The organism is Bifidobacterium aerophilum (genome assembly GCF_010667685.1).
Classification (GTDB): domain Bacteria; phylum Actinomycetota; class Actinomycetes; order Actinomycetales; family Bifidobacteriaceae; genus Bifidobacterium; species Bifidobacterium aerophilum.
The window spans coordinates 58,338-75,527 of record NZ_WHZW01000019.1 but is presented as its reverse complement, the minus strand read 5'-3'; the positions used below and the strand labels follow the sequence as shown (position 1 = coordinate 75,527).

Below are 17,190 nucleotides of genomic sequence, written 5' to 3'. Positions count from 1 at the left end.
GGTTTAGGCACCACCCATTCTGCCTAGAAGCCTCTAACTATTCCCACCCCTCCATCAGAACAGCAAACACGGTCGCGGTCGTTCCCCGCTTTGACTTGAGAACGTTTGCAGAGTAAAGTTCAGCCCATGATTTCAATGACGAAAGCCACAGCGCCGCGGCTTGGTCGCACTGAACGGATCGCCGACAAGGTTGTCGCCGAAGCCGAACTCGGTTCCACCCATGCGCTGGCGCGCGACATGGTCTCCTCCGGAGATATCGCCCGTACCTCGCCGCACGGCATCCCGATCACCGTATGCGCCGCCGACCGGCTGACGAACGCGCTCGTGCGGTTCGGCCGGACGTGGGTGAACCAGTCGGGCAACTCGTTCACGATGACGTTCGTCGTGGTGATCCCCGAGTCGGTGGCCGACGACGAGGTGGTCAACGGATGGCTGCCGATGATCGCCGGCCTGTCCGCGCTCGACGCGCTCGAAGGGGCGATCGATGAGGCCGACGCCCGCCCGTTCAACCCTGAATGCGGATTCCAGCTCAAATGGCCGAATGACATCTACTGCCACGGGCTGAAGATCGGCGTCACCGCCACCGAGGTGCTGCCGTTGCCCGATGCGGCGGGGACTAGGGATGAGGCTGGGGAGTCGTCTGAGGTCGGACCTGCCGCGCCGGATGCCGAAGCCGATCCGGTCGACGGCGACATGGCCGTGGTGTTCAGCGTCGGCATCAACCTGACGATGCCGGCTTCCAGTCTGCCCACCGCGCAGGCCACGTCCCTGCAGATGCATGTCGGGCCGTTGCCGCCCGTATCCGAATTGCGCGACATGATCGCCGAACGGATGGTCGATTCATTGCGCGCGCGGCTGACGGCGCTGGTGGCCATGCCGATGATCCAGGCGAGCAGACTGCGTTCGGAGATGCGGCACGTCTGCTGGATGATGGGCCGTACGGTTCACGCGCAGCTCATCGACGGCAGCGCGGTGCGCGGCGAGGTCGTCGCGCTCAACGACGACGCGTCGCTGAGCATCCGTACCGCCGACGGCGAGACGCGCGCCCTACTGTCCAGCGAGGTAAGCCTGCTCGACTGAGTTGCCGCCTACTGTCTGCAAACCAACGCCGATGCCCTTGTTCGCGTTGGTTTGCACACAGTGATGGGCTGATGGGGTGACGGGTCGGTTCGATCGACCGGCCTATGCTGGGTGGCATGACGGAATATGATGATGCGATGACGCAGGCCATGGCCCGGGCGGCCGAACGTATGCCGCACGCGGTTGCGGCGGCCGCGTCCGGCATGGTGCTGTTGTTCGACGAGGCCGGTTCGACGAACACGGTCATGCGCGAGGCGCTTGCCGACGGACGGCTGACGGTCGGATCCGATGCGGCCGTCAGCGGGACGGCTGCTGATGTCGCGATCGTGGCGGCCGATACGCAGACCGCCGGACGCGGACGGCTCGATCATGTGTGGGTCAGCCGGGCGGGGGAGTCGTTCACGGTATCGTTTGCGATCGCTGTGCCCCGATCCGTGGCGACGAATGCGAACGTCAACGGATGGCTGCAGATGATCGCCGGGCTGAGCGCACGCGATGCCCTGCTCGACGTGACGCGCGGCCTGATGCCGTTGGATGATCCGCCGGCCGGGATCCTGCTTAAATGGCCGAACGACATCTTCTGCGGCGGTCGCAAGCTCGGCGGCGTCCTCGCCGAAATGGTGTTCCTGCCGGACGACCCGCGATCCGTGGCACTGGTCTTCGGCATCGGACTCAACCTTGCCGTCCCCGCCGACCGGCTGCCGACCGGGCAATCCACATCGTTGCAGCTGCATTATCAGGTCGGTGATGCTGCCGGGGCACATTACGGGATCGGCGATGCGGGTGCGGCGATCGCCGGGGACGCGTTCTCGGGTACGGTCGGTCTGCCCGCCGTCGTCACGGATGCCGTGCGCGACCGCATCGCCGCGCGGGTCGTCGCGTCATTGCGTTCGCGGATCGCGTCGTTCGTCGCGCGCCCGCACGACGAGGCGGGACGCCTGCTTGCGGAGACGAAGGCCTGCTGCTGGACGCTGGGCAAGCAGGTCGAGGCGCATTTCACGGACGGTTCGACGCTGCGGGGCACCGCGCTCGCGCTTAACCCGGACGCCTCGCTGACGATCCGCGACGACAACGGCGAAACCCGCATCGTGCGTACGGCCGACGTGGGCGTATTGGCGTGAGCGCTGGCGCGTAACGTCGGTTGGCATTGGGGTATCGCGCTTCGCGTGATGCCGTGTGGTTGACGGCGCTTCCGCGCCGCGGTACCCCACCCGTCAGCTTCGCTGACACCCTCCCCTAAAAGGGGAGGGAAGGGGACAAACCCTCAGAGGAGTTCCATTCGGCTGATCGTCGCGGCGGCGACACGTTTCCCTCCCATCTCAGGGGAGGGTGCCCGGCGTAGGCCGGGCGGGTGGGGTATCGCGGCCGGGCGGCGAGACTTTCCTGGAATTGTTACCGGGAATGGCTGATTTTCGAGACATTCCTAGGATCAGCGGCGGGAACGGGCGAGCCCCGTCACGCCCGCGATGACCAGCGAGGCTACGATCGCCTTGACGAGATCTCCCGCCACGAAGCCCATCGAGGCCAGCGCGACCGTGCCGAACGGCATTCCGGTGATCGCGGACTGCACGGTGAAGCCGATCAGGTAGTCCAGCACGATGCAGCCGATCACGGCGGCCGCGAAGTAGCGGGCCGCGGTCAGCGCAACATGTGCGAGGCGGGAAGCGGAATCGCTCGCCGCGTCGAGCGGCTCGGTGTTCGACGCCATGCGCGGCGCCGAACCCTTGAGCCATGCGGTCACGATCGCGGCCGGCAGGAAACCGAGCAGGAAGCCGGCGCTCGGGCCGAACAGCGCGGCGGTGGATGCGCCGCCCGCGAACACCGGCAGTCCGGCCGCGCCGGCCGCCAGGTACAGCGCGATCGCGGCGGCGGCCTGGCGGCGGCTCATCGTGAGCGCCGCAACCATCACCACGAAGGTCTGCAGCGTGATCGGCACCGGCGTGCCCGGGATCGGGATGCGCCCCGCCATCGTGGCCAGCGCGAGCAGCGCCGCGAACACGACCGGTTTGGCGACGGCGATCGCGAGGCGGCCGACGCCCGCGGATGACGCGGATCGGGTCTCGGTCCGTGCGGCGGATGCGGAGCGCGTGGGTTCGATGATGTCTGCCATATGAGATTCCCCTTCACAAAATCAGGCAAAATACTGACGAAAATATTGAGTTCGTCAACATTGCTTCGATATCGTACGCCGCGATCCGATGGTTACGTTTGTGTAGGCATACAAAACGTTCGCCGGTTTTTTGTCGGATCGTCGACGGCGGAATCCAGTTTTCGGGTCTATCTTTTGACGCTATGACTGAAACCGTCAAAAAGATACTGATCGCGAACCGAGGTGAGATCGCGCTGCGGGTGGTACGGACCGCGCACGAAATGGGGATCGCCACGGTCGCCGTCTACACCGAACAGGACCGCCACGCCCAATACGTGGACATGGCCGACGAGGCGTACCTGCTCGGCGGAGACACCTACAAGGACACCTATCTCAACGAAGACCTGCTCATCGACGTGTTGCGCCGCAGCGGCGCCGACGCGGTGCATCCAGGCTACGGATTCCTTTCCGAAGTCGCCTCGTTCGCGGCCAAAGTGGCCGACGCCGGCGCGACCTGGATCGGTCCGAGCCCGGAGGCGCTCACCGACCTCGGCGACAAGATCACCGCGCGCCGCGTCGCCACGCGCGCCAAGGTCCCGCCGGTCCCGGGCCTGAACGAAGCGGCCGGCGACATCCGCACGCTCTACGATTTCGCGCACACGCACGGCTATCCGATCATGATGAAGCGCACGGACGGCGGCGGCGGACGCGGCATCACCATCGTGCGCAACGACGACGAGCTGCGCGGCTTCTATCTCAACCACGACGCGATGCAGGGCGGCGACCTCGACGAATACTTCGTCGAACGGTTCATCGACAAGGGCCGTCACGTCGAAACGCAGTGCGGCCGCGACTCCCACGGCAACTTCGCCGTCTACTCGACGCGCGACTGCAGCGTCCAGCGCCGCAACCAGAAACTCATCGAGGAGGCGCCCGCGCCGTTCCTCCCCGAAGGCGTGCACGAGCAGCTCGAACGCTACTCGCGCCGCCTGTTCGAAGCGGTCGGCTACGTCGGGCTGGGTACCTGCGAATTCATGCTCACCGACACCGGCAAGGTGTATTTCCTCGAAGTCAACCCGCGCCTGCAGGTCGAGCATACGGTCAGCGAGGAGGTCAGCGGCATCGATCTGGTCCGCGAGCAGATCACGATCGCGGACGGCGGCGAGCTCACCGAACCTCCCGCGCCGCGCGGGCACAGTTTCGAGCTGCGCATCACCTGCGAGGATCCGGCGAAGAACCTTACGCCGAGCTCCGGCACGCTCACGAAACTCGCGTGGCCGTCCGGGCCGGGCATCCGCGTCGACTCCGGCGTGGAGGAAGGCGACACGGTCTCGCCGAAATTCGACTCGATGATGGGCAAGCTGGTCGTCACCGCACAGGATCGCCAGGCGGCGGTCGCCAGGGTTCGTCGCTCGTTGGGGGAGCTGCGAATCGAAGGCGTGCCGACGCCGGTCAGCCTGTTCGAGCAGGTGTTCCGCGACGACGAGTTCACGGCCGAGCACGGGCACGCGTTCGACGTGAGCACGAAGTGGCTGGAACGCAAGTATCTGAACCGCGAGGCGAGTGCGGCGAAGGCCGGTCAGCCGGCCTCGCTGAGCGCCGCGGCCGCTGGTTCGACCGGTGCCGCCGGTGCCGGCGAACCGGCCGACGCGAAACCGACGCCGACCGAAACGTTCGTGATCGAGATGAACGACAAGCGCGTGAAACTGACCGTGCCGCTTGACATCGTCGAGAACATCACCGGTTCGGCGCGAGCCCGCGGCGCCCAGAGGCCGACGCAGCCGTTGCGCGGCGCCGGACTGCATCGAAGCGACACGGCCAAGACGACGACCGCCGATCGGCCGGGCGTGATCTCCGCGCCGATGCAGGCGGTCGTCACGCGCATCAACGTGGCCGAAGGGCAGCATGTCGCCAAGGGCGACCTGCTCGTCGTGCTCGAGTCGATGAAGATGGAGAACTACGTGTACGCGCCGGCCGCCGGCACGGTCACGAAGATCTTCGTCGGTCCGGCGACCGGCGTCGAAGCGGGGGAGACGCTGGTCACGCTGGACGTGGACGGAGCGGCGACGAAACCGAAGACGGACGGAAGGGCCGCCGCCGAATCGTCCGACACGCAGCCGAAGGGGGACATGCAATGACCGACATCATGCAATCGCCGGCCGTGAAACAGTACGTGGACGAAACGTCCGACGACGCCCGCCAGCCGATCCGCGCGGCCGTCGCCCGCGCCGCCGAACTCGCGCGCGACGCCGAGGCGCACGCCCGCGACCGGCAACACGTCAAAGGCAAGCAGACCGCACGCGAACGGCTCGACCTGCTACTCGACACCGGCAGCTTCGAAGAGATCGGCCGGTTCGCCGGAGGCGACATCAACGGCGGCAAGGCCGGTTCGGCCGTCATCACCGGATTCGGAACCGTCTACGGCCGCAAGGTCGCCGTCTACGCGCAGGACTTCTCCGTGCGCGGCGGCACGCTGGGCCGCGCCGAAGGCGAGAAGATCTGCCGTCTCATGGACAAGGCGCTCGAACTCAAGGTGCCGATCGTCGCGCTCATCGATTCCGGCGGCGCGCGCATCCAGGAAGGCGTCGCCGCGCTCACGCAGTACGGCCGCATCTTCCGCCGCACATGCCAGGCGAGCGGCTTCGTGCCGCAGATCTCCATCATCCTTGGCCCCTGCGCGGGCGGCGCGGTCTACTGCCCGGCCCTGACGGACCTCATCATCATGACCCGCGAACATTCGAACATGTTCGTCACCGGCCCCGACGTGGTCAAGGCCGCGACCGGCGAGGTCATCAGCATGGACGATCTCGGCGGCGGCCTCGTGCACAACCGCGTCTCCGGCGTCGCGCACTATCTGGGCGAGGACGAGGCCGACGCGATCGACTACGCGCGCACCGTGCTCGCCTACCTGCCGTCCAACGCCGACGAACAGCCTCCGACCTACGCGTACGCCGTCACGCGCGCCGAACGCGACACGGCGAAACGGCTCGCGCAGATCGTGCCCGACAACGACCGTCAGCCGTACGACATGCTCGACGTGATCCGCTGCATCGTCGACTACGGCGAATTCGTGCAGGTGCAGGAACTGTTCGCCGGGTCCGCGGTCGTCGGATTCGCATGCGTCGAAGGCCATCCGGTCGGCGTGGTCGCGAACCAGCCGAACGTGAACGCCGGCATCCTCGACGTCGACTCGTCCGAAAAGGTCGCGCGGTTCGTGCGGCTGTGCGACGCGTTCAACCTGCCGGTCATCACGCTCGTGGACACCCCCGGATACAAGCCGGGCGCCCAGCAGGAGCATGCGGGCATCATCCGGCGCGGCGCGAAGGTGATCTACGCGTACGGCAACGCGCAGGTGCCGATGGTCACCGTCGTGCTGCGCAAGGCGTTCGGCGGCGCGTACATCGTGATGGGCTCCAAGGCGATCGGCGCCGACATGAACTTCGCGTGGCCCAGCTCGCAGATCGCGGTGCTCGGCGCCACCGGAGCGGTCAACATCATCCACCGCAAGGACCTGCAGAAGGCGAAGGAATCCGGCCGCGACGTCGACGCGCTGCGGGCGAAGCTCGTCGCCGACTACCAGAGCACGACCGTCAACGCGAACCTGTCGCTCGAAACCGGACAGATCGACGCGATGATCGACCCCGAACAGACCCGGCAGGCGATCGCCGAATCGCTGCGGCTGCTCGCCGGCAAGCGCCGCACGCGCGCGACGAGCCGCCACCACGGCAACCAGCCGCTGTGACAGCCCGCTCGGCAGGCCGTTACGCGGGGAGGAGGACAGTCCGGTGGGCTGTCCGACGACGGAGCCATCCGCAGAACAGAACGTAACCACAGATTTCACGCACATCATCGATAACCCCTCAGTCACCTGCGGTGACGGCTCCCCCTGAATAGGGGAGCAGAGGGAATGGGAAAGGAACCTTCATGACCACCTTCTTCCTGAACAGGCTGGCGAACGAGCCGCACGCGCTCGCCTTCGCCGGACAGTCCACGCCGTGGACCGCCGCGCTCGCCGACGAAACCGCCGACCCGACGCTCGACGCCGCGCTGCACGACCATGCGGCTGCGACCGACGCGATGCTCGCGCCGGTCGCAGCCGACCTGCTCGCCACCACCGGCCGTACGCTCGACCCGTTTGCGCTCGCCTCGGCGAACGCAAACTCGGCCAAACTGGGCGCAGCGGCCGACGCCGCCGTCTCCGTGCCGGGCATCGCGCTCGCCCAGCTCGGGGCGCTCATCGACGCGGCCGCGCTCGGCTACGACGTCGCGACCGCCAAGCCGCTCGCCGTGCTCGGACACTCGCAGGGCATCCTCGCCGTGCACATGGTGCGCGCCATCCGCGAAGCCGGCTCGATTGACGCGGCCGCGGCCGACATCGACGAGATCCTCGCCATCGCCAAGCTCATCGGCATCGCCGGCACGCGCCGCGTCCGCGAACTCGCGCTCGCGCCTCGCCTCGTCTCCGGCACATCCGGTGCGGCCTCCGATAACGGCCCGGCCGCGCCGATGCTGTCCGTCAAGGACGCGACGCGCGCACAGGTCGACGCGCTCATCTCCCGCGTCGCCGAACGCCATGCCACGCGCGGCCCGATCGCCGTGGCCGTCACCAACTCCGCGACCCACGTCGTCCTGTCCGGCTATCCGCAGGACCTCGCCGCGTTCGCGCTCGAAGCCGGCAAGGAGCACGCCAAGCAGGCCAAGCTGCGCGCTGACAAGGTGCGCGGCGGCCGCGTGTTCGCGCCGACGCTCGAATACCTCGACGTCACCCTGCCGTTCCACAGCCCGCTCATGGCCGACGCGGTCGAACAGGCCGTGGCATGGGCCCGCGCATGCGGCCTGAACGCCGACCATGCGCGCGAACTGGCCGCCGAAGTATTGCTCAACCATGTGGATTGGGCCGCGCGCGTGAATGCCGCACTCGCCGCCGCAGACGATCCGGCCCGCCTGTGGATCGTGGATTTCGGCCCCGGCCAGACCGTCGGCAAGCTCGTCGCCACCGTCGCGCAGGGCACCGGCGTGGGCGTGGTCGAAGCGGCCACGCAGGCCGATCGCGCCGCGCTGTCCACCCTGGAGGGCGAACCGGCGCGTACGCAGGACTGGCGCCGGTTCGCGCCGCGCGTCATTCACACGCCGGCCGGCGACAAGGTGCGCACCCGCTTCTCCGAACTCACCGGCAAGGCGCCGGTACTGCTCGCCGGCATGACGCCGACCACCGTCGACCCCGAGATCGTCGCGGCCGCGGCCAACGCCGGATACTGGGCCGAACTCGCGGGCGGCGGCCAGGTGACCGCCGACGTGTTCGACCGTCATGTCGCCAAGCTTGAGGAGCTGCTCGAAGAAGGCCGCACGGTCGAATTCAACGCGATGTTCATGGACCGTTACCTGTGGAACCTGCAGTTCTTCGGCACGCGCATCGTGCCGAAGAAGCGTGCGTCCGGCGCCCCGATCGACGGCGTGGTCGTCTCCGCGGGCATCCCCGAGCTCGACGAGGCGGTCTCGCTCATCCGCGAACTCAACGCCGACGGCTTCCCGTACGTGTGCTTCAAGCCGGGCACCGTCGATCAGATCCGCCAGGTGATCCGCATTGCCAAGGCCGTCGCCCCGGTCAAGGTCATCATGGAGGTCGAAGGCGGCCTCGCCGGCGGCCATCACAGCTGGGAGTCGCTCGACGACCTGCTGCTGACCACGTACGCGCAGGTGCGCGAGCAGGACAATCTGGTGCTTGTCGCGGGCGGCGGCATCGGCACGCCGGAACGCGGCGCCGATTACGTCTCCGGAGATTGGTCGCTCGCGTATGGCCGTCCGAAGATGCCGGTGGACGGCGTGCTCGTCGGCACCGCCGCCATGACCGCGAAGGAGGCGCACACCAGCCCGCAGGTCAAGCGCATGCTCGTGGCGACGCCGGGCATTTCGGCGGATGCCGCGGTCGATGCCGATCCGTTCGCCCCGCTCGGCGAGCGCTGGGTGCCGAGCGGCAAGGACGTCGGCGGCATGACCTCGGGACTGAGCCACCTGCACGCCGACATCTACGAGGTCGAGAACTCGTCCGCCGCGTGCGGCCGTCTGCTCGTGCGCGTCATGAAGCACCCCGAGGAGCTCGAATCGCGCCGCGACGAGATCATCGCCGCGCTCGACAAGACCGCCAAGCCGTACTTCGGCGATCTGGAAACCATGACCTACCTCGAGTGGGCGCAGCGGTTCGCCGAGCTCGCGTTCCCGTGGGTGGACCCGACGTACGCCGATCGTTTCCTGCATCTGCTGCAGCGTATCGAAGCGCGCGTGAGCGACGTCGACCACGGCGAGATCGCGTCGCTGTTCGCGTCCCGCGCGGACGTCGAAGCCGATCCGGACGCCGCGATCGCGAAGCTTGCCGACGCATATCCGCAGGTGCGCACGCTCACCGTCGTGCCGTCCGACGCCGCGTGGTTCCCGACGCTCGTGCGCGAGTATCCGAAGCCGATGCCGTTCGTGCCGGTGATCGACCACGACCTGCTGCGCTGGTGGGGCCAGGATCAGCTCTGGCAGTCCGAGGACGCGCGGTATTCCGCCGATTCGGTGCGCGTGATCCCGGGGCCGATTTCCGTGGCGGGCATCACGAGCGTGGACGAGCCGATCGCCGACATCCTCGGCCGGTTCGAATCCGCGATGGTGGAACGCGTGGACGGGGAGTCGGCGGCCGATGGCCATGACGACGATCCGACGGCGTTCGCGCAGCTCGGCACGGCCGCCAGCGCCGAGGAATACGTGCGCAAGGCGCCGAACATCTCCTGGGTCGGTCATCTCATGGCCAACCCCGCGTATGGCACCACGGTCGACGACCGTGACTATGAGATCACCACGGTGGGGGAGCGCGACGGCGCGACGCTGCTTGATCTCGACATCCATCTCGACACGCACTGGGACCACGATCCGGACGGCGGACTGTCCAAGCACGCCGTGCGCGACATCGTGATCCCGCTCAATGTCCGTCCGAGCGAATCCGGCCTGCTGCCGGTCGTGGACCGCGACCGTCTGCCCAAGCACGTCTACGCGATGCTCGCCGCCACCGCCGGCATCGGCAACACCGCCATCACCGGCGACAAGCTCGAAGCGATGCCGCGGATCGTCGCCGCCGAAGGCAGGACGTTCGGCGAAGCGCACGCGACCTATACCCTCTCAGCCAACCTCGGCTTCGACCACGAAGCCGCGACCGCAGGCCAGCTGCCGGGAGACCTCATCGCCTCCCGCATCGCTCCGGACGCGCTCGTCGGCCCGGCGTGGCCGGCGATCTACACGGCGCTCGGCTCGGTCATGGTCGACGGATTCCCGATCATCGAAGGCCTGCTCAACGCCGTCCATCTCGATCACCTGATCGAACTCGACGTCACCGAAACCGAACTGCTGGAACGCATCGGCGAAACGGTCAGCCTCACGTCGTGGGCCGAGCCGTACGCCGAATCCGCATCCGGCCGTGTCGTGACGATCCACGTCATCCACACCGCAGCCGACGGCACGCCGCTCGCGCACGAAACCGAACGGTTCGCGATCCGCGGCCGCGCGTACTCCGACGCGCTGCCGGTCCCGGCTCCCGACAACGGCGACTGGACGGAAATTCACGACGCCGAGATCACGCCGACGAGTCGTCGCATCCTGCGTCGCGTCACCGTCACCGCGCCGGGCGACATGACCGCGTTCGCCCGCACGTCCGGCGACTTCAACCCGATCCACACATCCGTGCGCGGCGCCCGCATCTCCGGACTCAAGGCCCCGCTTGTGCACGGCATGTGGCTGTCCGCCGTCGCCCAGCACGTCGCGCAGGCGGCCGATGCCAAGGGTGCGCATTACGAGATCGCCGGCTGGACGTACAACATGTACGGCATGGTGCAGCTGAACGACCGCGTCGAGATCACCGTCGAACGCGTCGGCAAGGTGCGTCACGGCGGCCTCGCCCTCGAAGTCACCTGCAAGATCGACGGCGCGCTTGTTTCACGTGGAACAGCCGTGACCCGTGCGCCGATCAGCGCCTTCGTCTACCCCGGCCAGGGCATCCAGAAGCAGGGTATGGCACTTGACGAGCGCGCCAAGTCCGCCGCCGCCCGCGACGTCTGGGAGCGCGCCGACAGGCTCACGCGCTCCAAGCTCGGGTTCTCGATCCTCGCCCTCGTGCGCGACAATCCGAAGGAGCTCACCGCCAACGGCGTCGCCTATCGTCACCCCGACGGACTGCTCAACCTCACGCAGTTCACGCAGGTCGCGCTCGCCACCGTCGCGTTCGCCCAGACCGCGCGTCTGCGCGAGGCCGGCGCCGACCTGTGGCCGTCCTACTTCGCCGGCCACTCGCTCGGCGAATACAACGCGTTGAGCTCGTTCGCCGGCGTCATTCCGCTCGAGACCGTGCTTGAACTCGTGTTCCACCGCGGCTCGACCATGCACCACCTCATCGACCGCGACGCGCAGGGCCGCTCGAACTACCGCATGGGCGCGCTTCGTCCGAACCAGTTCGGCGTGGGCGACGACGGCGTTCGCGAATACGTCGAATCGGTCGCCAAGGCCAGCGGCGAGTTCCTCGAGATCGTCAACTACAACCTCGCCGGCCAGCAGTACGCGATCGCCGGCACCATCGCCGGGCTCAAGGCTCTGCAGGCCGATGCAAGCCGCCGCGCGAAGGAATATGGCGGCAAGCCGCCGTTCATGCTCGTGCCCGGCATCGACGTGCCGTTCCACTCCACGCTGCTGCGCAAGGGTGTGCCCGAATTCCGCGACAAGCTCGACGCGCTGCTGCCGCAGCACATCGACTACCGTGGTCGCCTGGTCGGCCGCTACATTCCGAACCTCGTGGCCGTGCCGTTCGAGATGACCCGCGAATTCGCGGCGAAGATCCTCGACGTCGTGCCGTCCGAACGCATCAAGGCCGCGCTGGACGATCCGGCCGTGTGGGACTCCTACGCGGCGGACGACCAGAAGCTCGGCCGTCTGCTGCTCACCGAACTACTGAGCTGGCAGTTCGCGTCCCCGGTGCGCTGGATCGAAACGCAGGCGCTGCTGTTCGGCGAACGGGCCGCCGGCGGTCTCGGCGTGGAGGAATACGTCGAGGTCGGCCTCGGCAACGCGCCGACGCTCGCCAACCTCGGCACGAAGACGCTGCGCCTGCCGCAGTTCGCCGGCCGTGCCGTGACCGTGTACAACGTCGGCCGCGACGAGGGACGCGTGTACATGACCGACACCGACTCGCTCGCGCCGGAAGCCGATGAGGATGCCACTATCTCCGCGCCCCCTGTTCAGGGGGAGCTGTCGGCAAAGCCGACTGAGGGGGTGCAAGCAGCGCAAGCCGCCAGTAACGCAGCATCGACTGAAGGCCGATCCTCTTCCACCGTCGCAGCTTCGTCGAGCGCTTCAGCTTCTACGCTCCCTCAGTCTGTTGCGCAGGCAGCCCTCTCAGCCGAGGGGGCCAGCGCTGTGGCACAACTTGGCTCCGCGCCGACCGGCCCCGTCACTGACTTGCCGTTCCACGCGTCCGACGCGATCGGCGTGCTCATGGCCTACTCCGCCAAGGTCCGCCTCGACCAGATCGGCGCGTCCGACACCACCGACACGCTCACCAACGGCGTCTCGTCCCGTCGTAACCAGCTGCTCATGGACATCAGCGCCGAACTCGGCGTGGCCAGCGTCGACGGCGCGGCCGAGGCGACGCTCACCCAGCTCGCGCAGATCGTCAACAAGGCCGCCCCGAACTACAAGCCGTTCGGCGCGGTGCTCTCCGACATCATCCGCGACCGTCTGCGCTCGCTGTTCGGAGCGGCCGGCGTCAAGCCGTCGCACATCCGCGACCGCGTGACCGGCGTGTGGCAGCTCGGCGAAGGCTGGGTGGCCGCCACCACCGCGGCGCTGCTGCTTGACACCCGCGAGGGTGCCAGCTCGCGCGGCGGCGATCTGGCGAAACTGCCGACCGGTGCCGTCGCGAACGCGGCGGCCGTCGATCAGCTCATCGATGACGCGGTCGCCTTGGTCGGCCAGACCAAGGGCGTGGCCGTCTCCAAGCCGTCCGCCGGTGGTGCGGCAGGCGGTGCGGTGGTCGATTCCGCCGCACTCGACGCGTTCGCCGCGAAGGTCACCGGAGAGAACGGCGTGCTCGCGACCGCCGCGCGCACCGTGCTCAGCCAGCTTGGTATCAGCGCGCCGGCCGTCGACTTCGACGCCGACGAGGCCGCCCGTAACGCGGCCGTGGTCGCGACCGTCACCGCCGAACTCGGCTCCGACTGGCCGCAGCAGGTGAGCCCGCGGTTCGATGCGAACAAGGCGATCCTGTTCGACGACCGCTGGGCATCCGCCCGCGAGGACCTCGCCCGCGCGTTCTACGACGACAACCCGGCGCTGCTCGCCGGCAGCTTCCGCGGCCTCGGCAAGCCCGTCGCCGACGAAGCCCGCTGGTTCGCGTCTCAAGCGGACCTGCGCCCCCGTGTTGCGAGGGAGCTGTCGACGCAGTCGACTGAGGGGACAGGCACCCGCTCCGCTCTGAAGGCCGCATTCGACCGCATCGCCGCAGAAGCGCTCGAACCCACGTCCACCGATCCGACCGCCTCCCGCTTTGCGGGCGACATCGCCGTGGTCACCGGCGTGGCTCCCAACTCGATCGCCGCGCAGGTCGTCGCAGGACTCCTCGCCGGCGGCGCGACCGTCATCGCCACGTCGCACAGCTTCAAGCCGTCCGTCAAGGCCTGGGCGAAGCAGACGTACCGCACGCATGCCACGGACGGCGCGAAGCTCTGGCTCGTCCCCGCGAACCTGTCCAGCTACCGCGACGTCGACGCGCTGGTCGACTGGATCGGCAACGAACAGAAGAAGACCTCCGGCGTGACCACCACGATTCTCAAGCCCGCGTACGAGCCGACCCTGTTCTTCCCGTTCGCCGCGCCGCCGGTGCGCGGCACGATGGCCGATTCCGGCGAACTGTTCGAATCGCAGGCGCGCCTCATGCTGTGGGGCGTCGAGCGTGCGATCGCCGGACTTGCGAAGATCGGCGCGGACACCGACGTGCAGCATCGCATGCACGTCGTGCTGCCCGGCTCGCCCAACCGCGGCGTGTTTGGCGGCGACGGCGCGTATGGCGAGGTAAAGTCCGCGTTCGACGCGATCGTGCGTCGTGCCCGCTCTGAGCGCGTGTGGTCCGATCGCGTGACGTTCGTCCATCCGAAGATCGGCTGGGTGCGCGGCACCGGACTGATGGGCGGCAACGATCCGCTCGTCGCCGTCGTCGAAAAGCACGGCATCCGCACGTACTCGACCGCGGAAATCGCGACGAGACTGCTCGACCTGTGCACCGCGGAATCGCGTGCGGCCGCAGCCGTCGCGCCGCTCGACGTCGACCTGACCGGCGGACTGGGCGATCAGCCGCTCGACATCCGCGCGCTGCGTGCCGAAGCCGAGGCCGATGCGGCCCTTCCTGCTCCCCCTGCTCAGGGGGAGCAGTCGACGCAGTCGACTGAGGGGGTCGCCAAACCCACCGCGGGCGTTACGCTCAAGGCCCTGCCCACGCCAAACGTACCCACCCAGCCGGCCGTCGATCTGGCCGACTGGTCGGCCGTCACCGCGCGTCCGGAAGACGAGGTCGTGATCGTCTCGATCGGCGAACTCGGCCCGTGGGGCTCCGGCCGCACCCGCGCCGAAGCCGAACTCGGCATCCGTTCCGACGGCACGGTCGACCTGTCCGCCGGCGCGGTACTCGAACTCGCGTGGAACATGGGACTGCTCACCTGGCAGGACAGCCCGAAGCCCGGCTGGTACGACACCGACGGCAACCTCGTGCCCGAAGAGGACATCCACGACCGCTATCACGACGAAGTCGTGGCGCGTTCCGGCATCCGTCCGTTCGAGGACGGCATGGGCAACGACTACCGTTCGGCCGACGGCGGCAAGTCCGGCAACGACGAAGAGGAAGCCGAGGTCTACCTCGACCACGACGTCACCTTCTCGGTGCCGACTGAGGACGCCGCGCGCGAATACGTCGCGCTCGACGCCGCGCACACGACCATCGCCCGCGACGTCGAATCCGGCGAGTGGAACGTGACCCGCCACGCCGGCTCGATGATCCGCGTGCCGCGTCGCGCCACCATGACCCGCACGGTCGGCGGCCAGTTCCCGACCGGTTTCGACCCGGTCAAGTGGGGCATCCCCGCCTCGATGGTCGGCGACGTCGACAAGATCGCGCTGTGGAACATCGTCACCACCGTGGACGCCTACCTGTCCGCCGGATTCACGCCGGTCGAGATCCTGCAGGCCATCCACCCGTCGATGGTGGCGAGCACGCAGGGCACCGGCTTCGGCGGCATGATGTCGATGCGCAAGCTGTACCTCGACCGCTTCCTCAACCACGAGATCCCGACCGACATCCTGCAGGAGGCGCTGCCGAACGTCGTCGCCGCGCACGTCATGCAGTCGTACATCGGCGGCTACGGCAACATGATCCAGCCGGTCTCCGCCTGCGCCACCGCTGCGGTGTCGCTCGAGGAAGGCTTCGACAAGATCAGGCTCGGCAAGGCCGACTTCGTGGTCACCGGCGCGATCGACGACATCGGCGTGGAATCCGTGATCGGCTTCGGCAACATGAACGCCACCGCGAACGCCGACGAGATGTACGGCAAGGGCATCGACGCACGGTTCTTCTCCCGCGCGAACGACCGTCGCCGCGGCGGCTTCGTCGAATCCCAGGGCGGCGGCACGATCCTGCTCACGCGCGGCGACATCGCGGCGCGACTGGGCCTGCCGGTCGCGGGCGTCGTCGGATACGTGCACTCGTTCGCGGACGGCGCGCACACGTCGATCCCGGCTCCCGGACTCGGCGCGCTGGCCGCGGCCCGTGGCGGCCGTGACTCCCGTCTCGTGCATGACCTGGCCGCGCTCGGCGTCACGCCGGACGACATCGCCGTGGTGTCCAAGCACGACACGTCCACCAACGCGAACGACCCGAACGAATCCGAACTGCACAACACGATCGCCCATGCGATCGGCCGTACGGACGGCAACCCGCTGTTCGTCATCTCGCAGAAGTCGCTCACCGGTCATGCGAAGGGCGGCGCGTGCGTGTTCCAGGTCAACGGCCTCACGCAGCTGTTCCGCACCGGTGTGATTCCGGCGAACGCCTCGCTCGATTGCGTCGATCCGAAGCTCGCGAAGGACGACCACATGGTGTGGCTGCGCACGCCGCTGGCGATCGGCGGCGGCTCGGCGGTCAAGGCCGGACTGGCGACCTCGCTGGGATTCGGCCATGTGTCCGGATTCGTGGCGATCGTGCATCCGGGCGCCTTCGAAGCCGCACTCGAGAAGACGGACGGCGCGGCGGCGCTCGAGGCGTGGCATGAACGCGCGAACGCGCGACTGGCTGCCGGCCGGCGTCGGCTCGAGGAAGGCATGATGGGTCACGCCGCGCTGTACGAGCCGATCGAGGGACGTCGCTTCCGCGAGGATGGCACGCGCCTGCCCGACGGCACACGCTACAACGCCCACGAGGTCGAAAAGGCCATGCTGCTGGATCCTGACGCCCGCCTCGGTGAATCCGGCTTCTTCGAAGCCTGATTCACCTCGACGGATCGTCAGGATCCCTTCGCGGGCGCCTGTGGCGCGCCCGCTCACTTCGCCTACGGGAAGTCCACTGGACTTCCCGCTTAACGGCTCTCCTCCGGCCCTGCGATTACGGACTCGCCTACGGCGAGCGTATTTTTACCTTCGCTCGACGCTGTCTCGCTCAGGCTTCGCCTACGGGAAGTCCACTGGACTTCCCGCTTAACGGCTCAGCCGACGCCCGTCTCGGTGAGTCAGGCTTCTTCGAAGCCTGACTCACCGGGGAAGAGGACGGCCTTCGGCTGCGCTATTGTTAGCGGCGTTGTCACGCCGCAGTACCCCAACTCGGCGCTGCGCGCCACCCTCCCCTGAAAGGGGAGGGAAAGACGGCAGGGTGGATGTCTGCTAATTCCCCACACCACTCTCTTTCCTGGGAAGAGAGATAGGCCTTTCCCTCCCCTTTCAGGGGAGGGTGTCAGCGAAGCTGA

The 17,190-nt window shown here is 68.0% G+C and carries 5 protein-coding genes and 2 pseudogenes; 6 read left to right on the top strand and 1 reads right to left on the bottom strand.

Annotation, left to right across the window (positions count from 1 at the left end; all coding sequences use genetic code 11):
- Positions 1-135 precede the first annotated feature (135 nt).
- Together GFD25_RS09405 and GFD25_RS09400 are read left to right on the top strand one after the other, a co-directional pair.
- Positions 136-1,080, top strand: a complete 945-nt coding sequence (locus tag GFD25_RS09405; protein WP_239512520.1) for a biotin--[acetyl-CoA-carboxylase] ligase — start codon at positions 136-138, stop codon at positions 1,078-1,080.
- A gap of 137 nt (positions 1,081-1,217) precedes the next feature.
- Entirely contained in the window at positions 1,218-2,201 is a 984-nt protein-coding gene (locus tag GFD25_RS09400) for a biotin--[acetyl-CoA-carboxylase] ligase (protein ID WP_420837554.1), read from the top strand.
- A gap of 308 nt (positions 2,202-2,509) precedes the next feature.
- On the opposite strand, the gene GFD25_RS09395 is transcribed toward GFD25_RS09400, so the two are convergent.
- Entirely contained in the window at positions 2,510-3,190 is a 681-nt protein-coding gene (locus GFD25_RS09395; protein ID WP_163232175.1) for a biotin transporter BioY, read from the bottom strand.
- Between the two features lie 182 nt (positions 3,191-3,372).
- Here GFD25_RS09395 and GFD25_RS09390 point away from each other — a divergent pair, with 182 nt between their 5' ends.
- From GFD25_RS09390 to GFD25_RS12585, 4 genes and pseudogenes are all read left to right on the top strand, one after another.
- Positions 3,373-5,307 carry an ATP-binding protein gene (locus GFD25_RS09390; RefSeq protein WP_163232173.1) on the top strand — a complete coding sequence of 645 codons (1,935 nt, stop codon included), beginning with the start codon at positions 3,373-3,375 and terminating at the stop codon, positions 5,305-5,307.
- A complete protein-coding gene (locus tag GFD25_RS09385; RefSeq protein WP_163232171.1) occupies positions 5,304-6,911 on the top strand; it encodes an acyl-CoA carboxylase subunit beta in 1,608 nt (535 codons plus the stop codon). Before GFD25_RS09390 ends, GFD25_RS09385 begins: the two co-directional genes overlap by 4 nt.
- Positions 6,912-7,093: 182 nt before the next feature.
- Positions 7,094-13,586, top strand: a pseudogene (locus GFD25_RS09380) (fatty acid synthase subunit beta domain-containing protein); the annotation flags it as partial.
- Between the two features lie 74 nt (positions 13,587-13,660).
- A pseudogene (locus tag GFD25_RS12585) lies at positions 13,661-16,717 on the top strand (beta-ketoacyl synthase N-terminal-like domain-containing protein); the annotation flags it as partial.
- Positions 16,718-17,190 lie beyond the last annotated feature (473 nt).